The organism is Spirillospora sp. NPDC048823, from assembly GCF_043198445.1.
Classification (GTDB): Bacteria; Actinomycetota; Actinomycetes; order Streptosporangiales; family Streptosporangiaceae; genus Spirillospora.
Map to the genome: position 1 here is coordinate 117815 of NZ_JBICUT010000013.1, position 14761 is coordinate 132575.

13 protein-coding genes are annotated in these 14761 nt (G+C 70.8%); 5 read left to right on the forward strand and 8 right to left on the reverse strand.

The window, feature by feature from the left end; all coding sequences use genetic code 11:
- Positions 1 to 17: 17 nt before the first annotated feature.
- Positions 18 to 668, reverse strand: coding sequence for a GNAT family N-acetyltransferase (locus ACGFK0_RS26960; protein WP_392909499.1), 651 nt, complete (start codon positions 666 to 668; stop codon positions 18 to 20).
- Between the two features lie 64 nt (positions 669 to 732).
- The gene (locus tag ACGFK0_RS26965; RefSeq protein ID WP_392909501.1) at positions 733 to 1500 is read right to left on the reverse strand and encodes an endonuclease/exonuclease/phosphatase family protein; all 768 of its coding nucleotides are present in this window, start codon (positions 1498 to 1500) and stop codon (positions 733 to 735) included.
- Positions 1501 to 1983: 483 nt separating this feature from the next.
- Here ACGFK0_RS26965 and ACGFK0_RS26970 point away from each other — a divergent pair, with 483 nt between their 5' ends.
- Together ACGFK0_RS26970 and ACGFK0_RS26975 are read left to right on the forward strand one after the other, a co-directional pair.
- Positions 1984 to 3090: an LLM class flavin-dependent oxidoreductase gene (locus ACGFK0_RS26970; RefSeq protein WP_392909503.1), complete on the forward strand. Its 1107-nt coding sequence runs from the start codon at positions 1984 to 1986 to the stop codon at positions 3088 to 3090.
- Positions 3087 to 4091, forward strand: coding sequence for an AraC family transcriptional regulator (locus ACGFK0_RS26975; RefSeq protein WP_392909505.1), 1005 nt, complete (start codon positions 3087 to 3089; stop codon positions 4089 to 4091). The genes ACGFK0_RS26970 and ACGFK0_RS26975 overlap by 4 nt, the downstream gene beginning before the upstream one ends.
- Before the next feature lie 32 nt (positions 4092 to 4123).
- On the opposite strand, the gene ACGFK0_RS26980 is transcribed toward ACGFK0_RS26975, so the two are convergent.
- The 4 genes from ACGFK0_RS26980 to ACGFK0_RS26995 all read right to left on the reverse strand — a co-directional run bounded on the left by ACGFK0_RS26980 (position 4124) and on the right by ACGFK0_RS26995 (position 8462).
- Positions 4124 to 5926, reverse strand: a complete 1803-nt coding sequence (locus ACGFK0_RS26980; RefSeq protein WP_392909507.1) for an SDR family oxidoreductase — start codon at positions 5924 to 5926, stop codon at positions 4124 to 4126.
- An 80-nt stretch (positions 5927 to 6006) separates the two neighbouring features.
- Entirely contained in the window at positions 6007 to 6537 is a 531-nt protein-coding gene (locus ACGFK0_RS26985) for a GyrI-like domain-containing protein (protein WP_392909509.1), read from the reverse strand.
- The gene (locus ACGFK0_RS26990; protein ID WP_392909511.1) at positions 6534 to 7292 is read right to left on the reverse strand and encodes a MerR family transcriptional regulator; all 759 of its coding nucleotides are present in this window, start codon (positions 7290 to 7292) and stop codon (positions 6534 to 6536) included. Before ACGFK0_RS26990 ends, ACGFK0_RS26985 begins: the two co-directional genes overlap by 4 nt.
- Positions 7293 to 7367: 75 nt before the next feature.
- A complete protein-coding gene (locus ACGFK0_RS26995) occupies positions 7368 to 8462 on the reverse strand; it encodes a CapA family protein (RefSeq protein WP_392909795.1) in 1095 nt (364 codons plus the stop codon).
- 470 nt (positions 8463 to 8932) lie between these two features.
- Here ACGFK0_RS26995 and ACGFK0_RS27000 point away from each other — a divergent pair, with 470 nt between their 5' ends.
- The 3 genes from ACGFK0_RS27000 (at position 8933) to ACGFK0_RS27010 (ending at position 12809) form a co-directional block, all read left to right on the forward strand.
- Complete coding sequence (locus tag ACGFK0_RS27000; protein WP_392909513.1) at positions 8933 to 11167, forward strand: molybdopterin oxidoreductase family protein; 2235 nt, start codon at positions 8933 to 8935, stop codon at positions 11165 to 11167.
- 105 nt (positions 11168 to 11272) lie between these two features.
- A complete protein-coding gene (locus ACGFK0_RS27005) occupies positions 11273 to 12187 on the forward strand; it encodes a Rieske 2Fe-2S domain-containing protein (protein WP_392909515.1) in 915 nt (304 codons plus the stop codon).
- A gap of 94 nt (positions 12188 to 12281) precedes the next feature.
- The gene (locus tag ACGFK0_RS27010) at positions 12282 to 12809 is read left to right on the forward strand and encodes a DUF6939 family protein (RefSeq protein WP_392909518.1); all 528 of its coding nucleotides are present in this window, start codon (positions 12282 to 12284) and stop codon (positions 12807 to 12809) included.
- 436 nt (positions 12810 to 13245) lie between these two features.
- Here the strand turns inward: ACGFK0_RS27010 and ACGFK0_RS27015 are convergent, their stop codons facing one another.
- Entirely contained in the window at positions 13246 to 13773 is a 528-nt protein-coding gene (locus ACGFK0_RS27015; RefSeq protein ID WP_392909520.1) for a DUF3592 domain-containing protein, read from the reverse strand.
- A 293-nt stretch (positions 13774 to 14066) separates the two neighbouring features.
- Complete coding sequence (locus tag ACGFK0_RS27020) at positions 14067 to 14750, reverse strand: hypothetical protein (RefSeq protein WP_392909522.1); 684 nt, start codon at positions 14748 to 14750, stop codon at positions 14067 to 14069.
- Positions 14751 to 14761: the final 11 nt, after the last annotated feature.

A 14761-nucleotide genomic window follows, 5' to 3' on the forward strand; every position in this document is an offset into this window, starting at 1 on the left:
GGCATCCGGTCGTCGGGTCACGGGGTGGTGAGGCCCAGCAGGGGCAGGCATGGCGGCAGGCCCTCGATGGTGACGGGGACGGTGCGGTGACGATCCCAGTCGGCGCGGCTGAGGCGCAGACGGCCATCGGGGACCAACGCTCCCCGGACCACGCGCCGGTCGACGCCGTCGGGTCGATAGCCGAGTTTGCGTGAGACGGCATGGGAGGCGTGGTTGGTCACGAAGGCCACGGAGGTCGCCTCTTCGGCGTCCAGGCCGTCGAAGGCCAGGTGCAGCACCGCCGCGCGCATCTCAGTGCCGATCCCCTGGCCCTGGTGACGCTGACCGAGCCAGGAGCCGGTGGCCACCTCACGGGTGATCGCCAGTTCACTCGCGCCGATGCTCTGCATCCCGACCACGGCGCCGGCATGGAGGACGCAGAGGTCGAGTGTCCATTCGCCCGGCTTCCACGCCCCCAGGTTCTGCCAGTGGTGCTGGATGACATTCCGCGCGACCTCGGCCGGCGGCTGGTCGGTCCACGGGGTCAGAAACGGCATCTCTTCGGGGACATGGATGCCTTCGGCGGCCAGCTCGGCGAGGGCGGACAGTTCCTCGGGCGACGGCAGCCGTAGTTCAAGCCGCGGCGTGCTCAGTCGTAGGTTCAGCAACGGGAAATGATCAGCGAGCATCTCCTCATCCTGGCCGCCGCGTCGGCCGCGGTCGATCTGAATATTCGCGGCCGGCGGTGAAGCGTCAGGGCGGCGGACGGCGGACGGTGAGGGTCGCTTCTATGCCGTAGTGGTCGGACAAGGCCGTCGTGTGGCCGCCGGGTAGGCGGATCTTCTCTTTGAAGACCAGGCGCGGAGCTGCTTCCATGCCGGGTCGGACGAGGATCTGGTCTATTGGCTTGAGGTCCGCGTACTCAGGGCGATAGGTCGGTTGCGTGTCGCCGGCCAAAGCGTCCTGGAGGCCGGTGGCGGACGCGAAGTCCTTGAACAGGGGGTAGTCGCGGGGGACGTTGAAGTCGCCCATGACCACCATGGGTTCGGCCGGGTCGATCCTGCCGATGAGGGCGGCGAGTTCGCGCAGTTCGGATTCCTCGGCCTTCGTGTACGCGTTGGACGGGGCCCAGTGCATGTCCATGTTCGCGGAGAGGTGTGTGTTCACGACCGTCAGGAAGCCGCCGGGGAGTTGGACGCGTGTGAACAGGGCGCCCTTGCGCAGCAGCCATTCGGGGCGGGCCGGGCGGGTGGGGGTGAACGGCTGGAAGTGGAGGCGGGTGATCGGCCGTCGGGAGAGAGTGATCAGGCCGCCGCGCACCACCGGGAAGGTCGATGCGTGGGCGGTGTACGGGTACGATTTCGCGGCGCTCCGCAGGTGGACCAGATTCCGCGGCGATATGACCTCTTGCAGGCAGACGACGTCGTAGTCCGATCGCTCCATGATCTGGGCCAGCACGCCCAGGCGCGCTCGGGAACGGCCTCGGAACAGCGTGTTGAAGGTGAGGACGCGGGCCTTCATCGCAGGAGGTATTCGTCGGGCGGGCGTCGCACGTCGTCCCACGTGGCCATGCACGCCACTCTACGGGACGGTTCGCTGATGTCGCGCGCTCCAGTGCAGTGTCCTCATGTCTGCATTAATCAGTTGATAGCACACATTTGGGACTATCTCGTCGACGCGGTGGACTATCTCGTTCGCGTTGAAGAGCGCGGTGGCCTCGGGCATCATTGATGCCCCTTGCCCGTCTTCCCCTCAACGGCAAGCAGCCCTGTTCGATGCCACGCTGTGGTCGTTTGTCGTGCTTTCATGTGCGGCTGGAGACGGGCGCCGTCTCCGACGACCTGCCGCGGCCGGGGAGCCGGTGAGATCTTTCGACCGGCTCGCCCTCGCACGATCCCGGTATGACATTACGCAGCGTGGCTGCATCCGGGCATTGCCCGCCGCCCGGCGGCTTTCCATACTGGGCGGGCAATGCCGAACGCGGACGGACGACAAGGGGTCGGCATGGGATTCCAGCTTGGCTTGTTCTCACCCAACACCGAATCGGGACTCGCGATCACGACCGCTCCGGAAAGGTGGCACGCTACCTGGGACAACAATCTCCGTCTCGCACGTCTCGCGGATGAGGCGGGCATCGACTTCCTGCTCCCCGTCGCGCGGTGGACGGACTGGGGGCCCGACACCGACTTTCACCGGAGTGCCCTCGACCCGCTCGTGTGGGCGTCCGGTCTCCTCGCCGCCACCAGCCGGATCCGCGTGTTCAGCACCGTCCACACCGCGTTCCACCACCCGGTCGTCGCGGCCAAGCAGCTCGCGACCGCCGACCATCTCAGCAAGGGGCGGATCGGGCTGAACATCGTCGCGGGCTGGCACGCCCCCGAGTACGAGATGTTCGGGCTCACCCTGCCCAACGACCACGACACGCGTTACGCGCTCGCGCAGGAATGGTGGGACGTCGTCAAACGCATCTGGTCGGCGGACGAGCCGTTCGACCATGAGGGGCAGTTCTTCCAGCTCAAGCATGTGGTGGGGAGGCCGAAGCCGTACAACGGGCACAGCCTTCCGGTGATCAACGCCGGGTCGTCCACGCAGGGACGGTCGTTCGCCGCCCGCAACGCCGACCGTGCGTTCACCGTCGTCGGAGGCCCCGGGGACGGGGCGGAGATCGTAAAGGCCATCCGCGCGGAGGCCGCGTCCCACGACCGGACGGTCGGGGTCTTCACGCTCGGGCACGTCGTGTGCCGGCCGACGCGATCGGAGGCGGAGGACTTCCTGCGCTACTACGCCGACGAGCACGCCGACTGGCCCGCCGTCGACGAGGTGATGCGGTTGCAGGGGTTGCACGCGCAGTCGTTCACGCCCGAGATGCTGCAGGTCTACCGGGACCGCTTCGCGGCCGGCCACGGAAGCTGCCCCCTGGTCGGCGACCCCGACGACGTCGCGGACGGACTCGCGGAGTTCGCCGATGCGGGATTCGACGGTATCGCTCTGTCGTTCCTCAATTACGCTGATGAGCTGGGCTACTTCGCCGCCGAGGTCATGCCGCGGCTGCGAGCCCGCGGTGTCCTGTCCGCCGACCTCAACGAAACGGCTCCACCGACACGACCATGACTTCTCCCGAGACCTCGCCGCCCCTGTCGGGCTATCAGCGGGTCGTCAGCAAGGACATCGATGTCCTGCACGACACGGTCGAGCCGTTCGCCGTCGGGCACGACCTCCACGCCCGTGAGCCGGGCGTCGCGCTGGACGGTCTCGTCAACGCCGTCGGTGTGGGCTCGGTCAATCTCGTCTGGGTGCGCTACGGGGGCGGTGGAGTCATCGTGGACACGCCTCCGACCGGCGGACACTTCGCCATGTGCGCGCCGATCGCACCGATGGGCGTCGAGTACCGGGCGACCCGCAGCCGGGACACGGCGGGCGGCAGTCTCGTCCTGTCCCACGACGAGGCGATGCGGATGACGCCGCACCCGACGCTGGGCTGCCTCGTCATCGCCACGAGCACCGGCCGTCTCGCCGACCATCTCGACGGCCATCTGGGACGGGAGCACAGCCCGCCGCTGCGTTTCCACAGCGTGGACGGGCCGGCCGTCACACCGTCCTCGATCGTCGAACGCACCTGGCGGCACGTCTGCGACGTCCTCGACCACGCGACGGCGGAAGGGGGCCTGCATCCGCTGGCGGCGCGGAGCCTGGAGGAGTCCCTGCTCACCGCCATCCTCCTGGGCCTCCCGCACACCGCCACGGAGAGCCTCGCGGAGGCGCCCGCCCGCGTCCCGCACCATCTCGCGGGGTCGATCCGCGAGTGGGTCGAGGCCCATCACCATCGCCCGATCGGCGTCACCGACATCGCCGCGGCGGTGGGGATCGGTGTCCGGCAACTCCAGGCCATCTGCCAGGACCAGTGGGGTGCGACGCCCACGCAGTTCCTGCGCGGCGTGCGGCTCGACCATGCCCGCACCGCGCTCGTCGAGGCCCGGCCCGGTCCGCGCACGGTCACGGACGTCGCCGGGGCCGCCGGATACCTCCACATGAGCCGTTTCGCCGCCCACTACCGGCAGCGTTTCGGGGAGACGCCCACACAGACCCTCAAGCGAAGCGTGGACGTCCCCTGACGTCACGCGGTTGTGCGCCGGGCGTGCGGGTGTCAGTCGTGCAGGCGTTCCACGTTCGTGCGGATGCGGTCTCCCGCGCGGCGGCCGATCCGGGCGATCGCACGGTTCGCCGTGGGCGACACGCGGGAGAGCGCGCGGCCGAGGCGGGCTTCGGCGGCGACGAACGCGACCGGTGCGTCCTGCCGGACGGCACGCAGGACGGCCCGCGCGACCTTCTCCGGCGGGAACCCGCGCCGCTCTACCGCGCGGCCCATCCGCTCACGCAGTTCGCCGTCCACGTCCGGTGCGAGGCCGACGAAGCGGGTCCGGCCCGTGATGGGCGTATCGATCGCTCCGGGGCAGATGGCGGACACTCCGATGCCGTAGCGGTCCATGTCGAGGCGGAAGCACTCGGTCATCTGGAGCACCGCGGCCTTGGTGGCGGCGTACGCGGGGAGTTCGGCGCTGGGCAGGTACGCCACCATGGACGAGACGTTGACGATGTGGCCGCCCTCGCCGCGCTCGACCATCTGCCGCCCGAACAGGCGGCAGCCCCGGTACATGCCGTCCACGTTGATGGCGCGGATGCGCGCCCAGTCCTCTTCCTTGGTGTCGAGGAGTGATCCGGCCATGGCGATGCCCGCGTTGTTGACGACGACGTCCGGGACGCCGAAGGAGACACGGACACGGTCGGCGAACTGTTCCATCGCGTCGGCGTCGGCGACATCGACCCCGTGGGCGTGGGCTTCGCCTCCGGCCGCGGCGATCTCGTCCACGGTGCGCTTGGCTGCGCCTTCGTCGATGTCCGCGACGACCACGCGGGCCCCTGCGCCGGCGAAGGCGTGGGCTGTGGCGCGTCCGATGCCGCTGCCCGCCCCGGTGACGACGACGAGTGCGCCGCCGAAGTCCTTGCCGGGCTCTCCCGCCGCGCGCGCGTGGGCGAGGGCCGGTGTCTCCGGCCCGCCGTCCATGTGTTCGACGAACTCGGTGACCCAGCGGGCGATGAGGTCCGGGTGGCTGCGGGCGACCCAGTGCCCGGCCGGTGCGCGCCGCACGTACAGGCGTGACACCGGTCCGCGTGCGGACAGCAGCAGCGACGGGGACACGTACTTGTCCTTGATCGGGACGATGAGCTGGACGGGCACGTCCGTCCGCCCCTCGCCGGCCCCGCGCGCCGGCCCGCCGGAACGGGCGTCGCGGCGGCCCATGTTGGCGCGGTACAGGCCGAGCCCGTTGCGGGCGTCCGACGCCAGCGAGTCCGCCGGGTGGCCGGACCGCGGCTCGGCGCCCTCCCGCAACCCCATGACCCGCGGGAACCCGGCGGCCAGGACGCGGGCCGCGGTCTCCCCCACCTTCGGCGCCATCAGCACCGGCATGTAGACGCTCCGCCGCGCTTGCCCGAGGACCTCCGCCACCCCGCGCGGCCCGGACCGGACGGCCTGCCGCGCCCACCGCGCCATGTGCCGCCGGTCCGGCCCCGAGATCGAGGTGAACGAGGCGATGCGGCCCCGCAGCCGGTCCCCGATGACGGCCTCCCAGCCCTGCACCGAGCCCCAGTCGTGGCCCACCAGGTGGACGGGCTCATCAGCGCCGACGCCGTCCAGGACGGCTTCGAGGTCGCCCATGAGCACGTCCAGCCGGTAGTCGAGCGGGTCGGACGGGCTGCCGGACGCGCCGGCGCCGCGCACGTCGTAGACGACGACGCGGAACCGCCCGGCGAGCTGCCCGGCCACCTCGTCCCACATGGCGCTCGTGTCGGGGTAGCCGTGGACGAGGACCACCGTCGGCCGGTGTTCCTCGCCGCGCACCCGCACGGCCAGCTCGATCTCGTCCGACCTCACCCGCTGGTCTCGCATGAGCCCCGCCTGCCCGTCCGTAGAAGAGTTTCCCGTGAAACTACGTCCTCCGGCGGGCCACCGGTAGCGCGGGTGCCCGCCTACCGGACGGGCTGGCGGAGGATCGTGCGCATCTTCTCCGGATCGGTCTCACCGGGGTCGGACAGGTAGATCTCGTGGTGCAGGCCGTTGCGCGCCAGGCCCTCGGCCTCCATCAGGGCGGCCATGCGGGCAAGGCTCGCCGGCTCGTCCGAGTAGGCGCCGCGGTGGAGGACCTGGACGCATCGGCCGTCGGTGAACGTGACGTGCTGGACGCGGCACGCCGCAGGCACTCCCGGCCGCACCTCCTCACAGGCACGGTCGACCGACTCGGTGTCGTCCGGGAGGCGGAGGAACAGATGCCACCACCACTGGTCGCGCGGCACGTCGAACGGCGAGCGCTCGTCCTCGACCCACCAGCGTCCTTCCAGGGGCACCATCGGCGCACCGAGCGCGCCCATGACCGCGTACAGCGCCCCCACGCTCTCGCCGTAGGCGGCGCCGCCCGGCTCACCGCGGCCGGTAACGGCCAGCCCCGACACGGCCCCGTGCTCCACCAGCTCCGGCTCTTCCGCCGCCTCGTACCAGCTCATCGGTCATCCTCCACTCGGATCAGCACCCGGGTCTCCAGGTGCTCGGGCGGGGTGGTCGCGGGGTCGTTGAGGTACACCTCGCGGACGGGCCCGGCGGGCGTGTGCCCGTAGTCGCCGAACCACGCGAGCACGCCATGGACCGTGAGCGGGATCTCCTCGTACGGGCCGACATGGACGGCCGACGCGAACGAACCACCGGGCAGGAGGTCGTCGCCGTCCGCCGCCTGGACGACCACGCGGACGTCGAACTCCTCCTCCACGTCCAGCGGGAACAGCCCGACCAGGACGCCGTCCGGTGACATCCGGGGCAGCAGCCGGGCCACGCACGCCCCGGTCGCGTCGGGGATCGTCTCCGGGGTCGCGGGCTCACGCGCGGTGAAGACCCGCCGCGGCGGCTCCCGGACGACCGACACCGGGCTCTCCGGCAGTCCCTCGGCGAGGACGCGGTCCAAAAGGCGCAGGCCGCGCTGCCGGCGGGCCACATCGGCCTCGATCCGGTCCCGCGCCGCCTTCAGCCGGCCGCCCTCGTCCCCGGACAGGACGCGCGCCACGACCGGCAGCGGCACGTCCATCGCCCGCAGCAGGCCGATCATCAGCGCGTCCCGGGCCTGGGCGGGCCGGTAGTACCGGTAGCCCGACGCCGGGTCCGTCCATGCCGGGGCGAGAAGCCCCAGGTCGTCGTAGTGCCGGAGTTGCTTGACGCTCAGCCGGCACAGCCGGGCGAACCGCCCGATCGGCAGGAGATCTTTGCTCACAGACCCCACCCTGGCGTCTCCCATGGTGGGAGAGTCCAACTCAGGCGACAGACGACCTCAAGCAACGGGACGGCGTCAGGACGGGCGTGCCTGGAGCCCTGTGCACTCCCGCAGGCCGTTCCACCGCTGGACGGCGGCCTTCGCCTGGGCGCCCTTCAGCGGAATCGGGATCCCGCCGGAGATCCGGGCGGGATCCCACTTGTCCTTGGTGACCTTGCCGTTCTCCACACGCAGGTACAGCACACCGGACTCGGCCGTCTTGCCGTTGGCGGAGTAGAACACGAAGTTGCCCAGGCCGTAGTGGACGTACGCGCCGTCCGAGTAGCCGCCGCCAAGCGGAATGTGCGCGTGGCCGCCGACGAGGATGTCCGCACCTGCCGCGATGAGCTTCTCGGCGAGTTCCTTCTGGCGCGGGAGCGGGCAGGCCTGCAGTTCCGCCCCCCAGTGCAGGTGGACGATGACGACGTCGGACCCCTTGCTCGCCTCCTTCACCGCCTGGACCATCCGTGGGACGTTCTTCGCGGACGCGAGCCCGCCCTTGGTGTCGGTGGCCGTCCACGCCTGGATCAGGTTGTTGTCCAGTACCTGCGTGGCCCCCACGATGGCGAGCTTGTTGCCCTTCACCGTGACGCGGTAGGGACGGAAGGCGGCATCGGCGTTCTTGCCGATGCCGACGGTCGGGAATTTGGTGCGCTTGATGGCGGCCAGGGAGTCGGCCAGCCCGCCCTCCATGTAGTCCATGCCGTGGTTGTTGGCCATGGACGTGACGTCCACGCCGGCGGCCTTCAACGCCTTGAACGCGGTCGCCGGGGCGCGGAAGGTGTACGCCTTGCCGGGCGCGGGCGTCCCGCCCGTCGTGATGGCCGTCTCCAGGTTGACCATGGCGAGGTCCGCGCCGCGCAGCTTCTTCGCGATCGGGCCGAGCGCCGTCGAGGGATTGCTGAGACGGGGCCGCAGGACGCCCTCGAAATGCACGTCGCCGCCGAACGCGAGGATGATCGGTTCCTTGGGCGGCTCCGCGGGCCGCGTCGGCTGCGTCCCGTCCGAGGAGCCGCCGGGTGCGGGCGGCGTGGCGCCCTTCGCCTCGGAGTCTCCCGAACTGCCGCACGCCGCCGCCGTCAGCACCATCGTCCCCGCCACGGCCGCGGCCGCGACCCTGTTCAGCCGCATGCTCATCGCCTCACCTCCGCCCCGGTCCCCCACGGACCTCCTCGATCGGAGGCCAAGCATGCCATGCGCACCGAACCGCCTGGCAAAGGTGTCTGATTCAGTGTCTTGAGACATTCGTGTTTACGGCGATAGGTTGGGCCGCACGCCGGACGGCCGAGCGCCGCACGCCGCGTCATCGCCGGCCTCGGCGTGACCGGTTTCCGACCACTCCGGAGGGACGGCCCGGGCCTCGGGGCCGCCTCTCACCCGGGCGTGTCTCTGCGGGACACGCCCCGAAGCGGCCGGGCGGCCTCCCCCGCCCGGCCGCTTCCTCGTCCGCTCACCATCCCGGAGGTGGGGCATGCCGAAAGTCCTCTTCGTCTTTGACTCCAGGGTCGGCGTTCCGGCCATGCTCGGCCGGACCCGGTTATGGCGCGCCTTGGGGGGACGGGTCATGATGGGACCCGGTCCCGTTCTCAAGGAGAGTCCCGATGGGCGACCGCACGGCGTTCCGCACCTGCCCCCTCTGCGAAGCCCTCTGCGGCCTCGAACTGACCCTGGACGACGCGGGGACGGTGACACGCGTCCGCGGCGACGAGAAAGACCCGTTCAGCATGGGGTTCATCTGCCCCAAGGGCGCGACGCTCGGCAGCCTCGACGGCGACCCTGACCGGCTGGCGGAACCCCTCGTCCGCCAGGGCGACGGGCACGCCGCGGCCGGGTGGGACGAGGCGTTCGAAGCGATCCGGGCGGGCCTGTCCGACGTCATCGCGCGGCACGGGCGTGACGCCGTCGCCGTCTACATCGGCAACCCGACCGCCCATTCGGTCGCCGGGCCGCTGTACGCGGGCGCGATCGTGAAGGCGCTCGGCACCCGCAACCTGTACACGGCCAGCACCGCCGACCAGATGCCGAAGCACGTCGCGTGCGGGCACATGTTCGGCGATCCCCTGGCGATTCCCGTGCCCGACCTCGACCGCACCGACCATCTGCTCATGCTCGGCGCCAATCCCCTGGAGTCGAACGGGAGCCTGTGCTCCGCACCGGACTTCCCCGGACGGCTCAAGGCGATCCGGGCACGCGGGGGGAAGGTCACCGTCGTCGACCCGCGCCGCACGCGGACGGCCGCCCTGGCCGACGAGCACCTCTTCATCCGTCCCGGGACGGACGCGTTCCTTCTCATGGCGCTCGTCCACACCCTGTTCGCCGAGGACCTGGTCACGTCCGCCGGGCACCTGGACGGGCGCGTCAACGGCCTCGACGACCTGCGCGCCCTCGCCGTGGACTTCGCCCCCGAGCGCGCCGCGGAGACCACGGGCATCGCGGCCGGCACGATCCGGCGGACGGCCCGCGAGCTGGCCGCCGCCGAACGCGCCGCCGTCTACGGACGCATCGGCACCTGCACCCAGGCGTACGGGACGCTCAACAGCTGGCTCGTGGACGCCCTCAACGTCCTCACGGGGAACCTCGACCGTCCCGGCGGCGCGATGTTCCCGCGGCCCGCGCACAGCCCCACGTACCGCCGCAAGAGGCCGTTCACGACCGGGCGGTGGCGCAGCCGCGTCCGCGACCTGCCGGAGGTGAACGGGGAGTTCCCGATCGCGACGCTTGTCGACGAGATCGAGACGCCCGGCGAAGGCCAGGTCAAGGCGCTGATCACGATCGGCGGGAACCCGGCGCTGTCGGCGCCGAACGCCGCCCGGCTCGACCGCGCGCTCGCCGGCCTGGAGTTCATGGTGAGCGTCGACCCGTACCTGAACGAGACGACCCGGCACGCGCACGTGGTCCTGCCGCCGCCGCGTCCCGCGCAGACGCCGCACTACGACATCGCGCTGACCGGGCTCGCCGTCCGCAACTACTCGCGTTACTCGCCGCCGGTCGTGCCGCTGCCGGACGGGCGGCCGAGCGAGTCCGACCTGCTCGCGCGGCTCGCCATGATCGCGTCCGGGACGGACGGCGACCCGGCCGCCCTCGACGAGATGGTCATCACCTCGACGCTGCAGAAGGCCACCGCCCTCGAAGGCTCGCCGGTGCACGGCCGCGACCCGGTGGAGCTGCGGAAGATGCTCGACGACGGGACGCCGACCGAGCAGCGGCTCGACATGATGCTGCGCCTCGGCCCGTACGGCGACGGGTTCGGCGCCGACGCGTCCGGCCTCACGCTGGACAAGCTCCGCACCGAGCACCCGCACGGCCTCGACCTCGGCCCCCTTGAGCCGCGCCTGGGCGAGGTCCTCTGCACCACGTCCGGCCGCGTCGAGCTCTGCCCGTCCACGTTCGCCGCGGACGTCGACCGCCTCCACTCGGCACTGCGCGCCCCTGTCCCGCCCGGCGGAATGGTGCTGATCGGACGCCGCCACCTGCGTTCCAACAACAGCTGGCTGCACAACGTCCCCGAACTGGTGCGCGGATCCAACACCTGCACGCTCCAGCTCAACCCCGCCGACGCGGACCGGCTCGGCATCGCCGCGGGCGACGGCGTCCGCGTCACCTCCCGGACGGGTGCCGTCGAGGCCGTCGCCGAACCCACCGACACCGTCATGCCGGGCGTCGTCAGCCTCCCGCACGGCTGGGGCCACGACCGTCCCGGCACCCGCACCGGAGTCGCCCACCGGCACGCGGGCGTCAACGTCAACGCGGTCACCGACGAACAGGAGATCGACCCGCTGTCCGGCAACGCCGTGTTCAACGGCGTCCCCGTGACCGTCGAGCCCGCGGCGCGCTGACCCCCTGGTTTAGGCCCTTCCCCCTCCAGGTAGGAATGACTGGCCGCAGGAGAACGCGGAAGACTAGTGTCGCAACAGGCGTCTCGGCAGCCGCGGAGGAGGGGCATGAACCGCAGGACGAACATCTTCCGGCGTTCCCGGCCCCAAGGCTCGACGCGGCTCGCCGACGCCACCGAGGGCCTGGAGCACGCCCGCGGTCTCGACCGCACGATCCGCGTCCTGTCCACGGCCGTACGCCGGACGCTGCATCCCGGGCCGGTCAAGGATGCCCTGCACGGCGTCCCGGTCGGGCATCCCGCGCATCCGCCGCTGACCGACCTGCCCATGGGCTGCTGGATCTCCGCCGCCGTCCTCGACCTGATGCCCGGCGGCCGCCGCGCCGCGCAGACCCTCGTCGCGACCGGGCTCGCCGGCGCCGTCCCGACCGTCCTGACCGGCATCGCCGACTGGTCGGCCATGCACCGCGAGCAGCAGCGCGTCGGCCTCGTCCACGCCGCGGGCATGGCGACGGCGAGCACGCTGTACTCGGCGTCGTTCGTGGCCCGCTACCAGGGCCGGGACGCCGCCGGACGCGCCTTCGGCTTCGCCGGCCTCACCGCCCTCCTGGCGGGCGGCTACCTGGGCGGCCACCTCGCCTTCCGCCAAGCAGGCGGCGCCAGCCACGCCGACCAGACCGCACACCTCGTCACCCTCGGCTGGCACGACCTGTGCAGCGCCGAAGAACTCCCGGACGGCTGGCCGGTGCACCGTCGCCTCGGCTACATCGGCCTGTTCGTGCTGCGCACCGGCGACGAGATCCACGTCCTCACCGACCGCTGCAGCCACCTCGCCGGACCGCTCCACCAGGGCCGCGTCGTCACCGACGACAACGCCGAGACCTGCGTCATCTGCCCGTGGCACGGCAGCACCTTCCGCGTCCGCGACGGCGCCGTCGTCCACGGCCCCGCCACCGCCCGCCAACCCTCCTTCGAAACCCGCGTGACCGAAGCGGGAGTCGTCCAGGTCCGCCCCCTCGGCTGATCCTCCGGACCAGAGACCGAACGGCGGCCGGCCAACCCCGAAGTCAGTCTCACTTCGAGATGAACTGTCGTACCCGGATGGCAGGTTCGCGCTCATGCCCCTTCACGTCGCGAGCCGCCGCCGCACCACACTCCACCGAGACTTCCCCGACGCGCTGATCCTCGATGTGACATCCCGGGCCCCCGAGCCCTGGGTGCGGCTCAGTCCGTTCTATCCGCACGGCGGCATCCCGGTACCCGGCCATCCGGACCGTACGGCGCAATCGGTCGAGGGCGTATGGCAGGCCCTGAAGGTGTTCGCCTCAGAGGACGAGGATTTCTCCAAACTCGACGTGACGACCATGAAGGGGATCAAACGAACGGTCCGCCGTCTCGGCCCGCCGCTCGGCCACCGGTTCGAAGGCCGTCTGCTCGGCTACGAGGAGGCCAGGCGGTCGATCTACCTACCGGCCTATCGCTGGATGCTCGACCACCGGGCCGCCGCTCTCGTCGCCGAACTCCGGGATCTCAGCACACAGCACACGGTCGTGCTGCTCGACTACACCACCAACGGGGACGTGGCGGACCTGTCGACACCGCTGTCGCACGCCGCGCTCATCGCACGACACGTCCAAGACCTCTGATGGTGTCGGCCGCTCGCGGGAGGCCGCCGTCCCGTCAGGGGAGCCGGTGGTGGAGGGGGGCGGCCAGGTCGGTGGTGGTCAGGACCAGGGCCACGGTGTAGTCGATCAGGTGGTCGCGATCGATGTCCAGGTCGCCCGGTGTGACGGGAGCGTGATGGTCCGATGACCACGGAGAACCTGCCAGATCTGACGCTGGCGGACATCGATCTGAGTGATCGGATGGACAAGTACTTCAACTCGATGATCGACATGGACGATCCGCGGCACGCCAAGATCCGGCGCATCGTGTCCCGGGCGTTCAGCCCCAAGATGCTCGCCAAGGCGGAGGACGACGGCTGCGCTACAAGCGCATGCCGTGCACGTTCACCCCTCCGTCCGCTCCGTCCACGGAACCGGGCGTCGCCCGCAAAGCGTGACGGGAGAGGCCCCCGGAGTCTCACCCGGATGTGCGGGGACGCGTGCGGTAGGCGGCGAAGCCCGCCAGGAGCGCCGTCACCGTGAACAGCGCCCACCAGGGCAGCGACTGTCCGAGATCTTGGAAAGGCTGGACGCCGCCCGCCGGATCATCCGCGTCGTAGGCGATGTCGACCTCGTCTCCCCGCCCGGCACCGCGAGGCCAGCCGCGCCGCCCGTCCTCCGCCTCGATCGTGCGCCCATCCGCGGTGGTGAACTCGACCGTGATGCGCCCGGACGAGTTGTTGCCCTCCGTCCACAGGACACGCGCCGTCGCCCTCACCTTGCCCGACTGCTCCAACCATGCCGCGATCGCCCCACCGCCCCACGTGACCGACAACAACCCCGCGATGCAGGCGATGACGACGCAGATGACGTAACCGGGGCGGTACCGCCGCTTGTTCTTCTTCACAGTTTTCTCACCGAGCGCCTTCGTGATCAGGGCGGACGGTCCGCCGGGTCCGTCCGCCTGGGCCCAGCGCACCCGGGCGGCATGCGGGGCATCGAACACCGTATCCGGATCGTCGGCGTGATCCCGGACGTGCTGTGGACACCGGGCGATGGTCCGACGCACCGCACCGCACCGCTGCGATGGCGCTGAGCGCGGCGTGTACGCTCGCGCCCACGGCGACCGACCTTCTGCGAACGTCTCGGACAGAAGACCTGAGTCCGGGCGGAGACGAGCTTCGCCGGCCGCACATACGTACGTCCAAGGGGGTGCTGGTGCCATCGGGTATGCCTGATCAGGCGCCGTACATCGAAGAGGCGGTGCGCGGGCTCGTGCAGGTGGCACCGGAGCACTGGTCACAGCTGACGCTCACGGTCAGTTCGACCGTCGACTACAGCTCCCAGTTCCTGAAGGTGCTGCTGTCCGACGGGAGCACCACGGCGGCGTCCGCGCCGATCAGCGTCACGGACGCGGCGGGAGCTGCTCTTCAGTACTTCTTTGCGAGTGTTGATGTCGCCGATTAGTTGCGCGGGTTGAAGGTAGGGCGCGGTGCCGCGGTCGGCGATCTGCGCCGAGGTGATGGTGAGGTCGTAGTGGGCCCACACCATGGCGGCGTCGGCCAGCCGGCGGGCCGTGGCGCGGATGAGATGGACGTCCGTCGCAGCGGTGACGATCAGCAGGACGGGCTCACCGCGGTCCAGGTCGGTCGCGGTGGGGGTGTCAGGCCATATCGCCACGCGCAGACACCGGTCCTCGATCACGCGCAACTCACCCGAGTTCGGAACGCAGACCCGGGGCCGGCCGTCCGCGGCACAGGTGACCATGATGACGGGGCGCTGCCGCGCCTGGGAGTTCCTGATCGCGTCGATGGAGGTCGAGAGGTCGTCGGGCGAGGCTGTCATCGGCACGTCCGCCTTACGACGAAGGTTCGGTCGGCCCGGGGTGTGCTCCAGGCCGATCAGCGCATCGATCCGTTCGGGTGAGGACCACTCAAGTACCCACTGGAACATACGTTCGATACTAGCGGATGCAGCCGACATCCGCGTCTCAG

Excerpts from the sequence above, each read along its gene's own strand:
- ACGFK0_RS26960 (WP_392909499.1), bottom strand. The coding sequence starts at position 668 with ATGCTCGCTGATCATTTCCCGTTGCTGAACCTACGACTGAGCACGCCG.
- ACGFK0_RS26965 (WP_392909501.1), bottom strand. The coding sequence starts at position 1,500 with ATGAAGGCCCGCGTCCTCACCTTCAACACGCTGTTCCGAGGCCGTTCC.
- ACGFK0_RS26970 (WP_392909503.1), top strand. The coding sequence starts at position 1,984 with ATGGGATTCCAGCTTGGCTTGTTCTCACCCAACACCGAATCGGGACTC.
- ACGFK0_RS26975 (WP_392909505.1), top strand. The coding sequence starts at position 3,087 with ATGACTTCTCCCGAGACCTCGCCGCCCCTGTCGGGCTATCAGCGGGTC.
- ACGFK0_RS26980 (WP_392909507.1), bottom strand. The coding sequence starts at position 5,926 with ATGCGAGACCAGCGGGTGAGGTCGGACGAGATCGAGCTGGCCGTGCGG.
- ACGFK0_RS26985 (WP_392909509.1), bottom strand. The coding sequence starts at position 6,537 with ATGAGCTGGTACGAGGCGGCGGAAGAGCCGGAGCTGGTGGAGCACGGG.
- ACGFK0_RS26995 (WP_392909795.1), bottom strand. The coding sequence starts at position 8,462 with ATGCGGCTGAACAGGGTCGCGGCCGCGGCCGTGGCGGGGACGATGGTG.
- ACGFK0_RS27000 (WP_392909513.1), top strand. The coding sequence starts at position 8,933 with ATGGGCGACCGCACGGCGTTCCGCACCTGCCCCCTCTGCGAAGCCCTC.
- ACGFK0_RS27005 (WP_392909515.1), top strand. The coding sequence starts at position 11,273 with ATGAACCGCAGGACGAACATCTTCCGGCGTTCCCGGCCCCAAGGCTCG.
- ACGFK0_RS27010 (WP_392909518.1), top strand. The coding sequence starts at position 12,282 with ATGCCCCTTCACGTCGCGAGCCGCCGCCGCACCACACTCCACCGAGAC.
- ACGFK0_RS27020 (WP_392909522.1), bottom strand. The coding sequence starts at position 14,750 with ATGTCGGCTGCATCCGCTAGTATCGAACGTATGTTCCAGTGGGTACTT.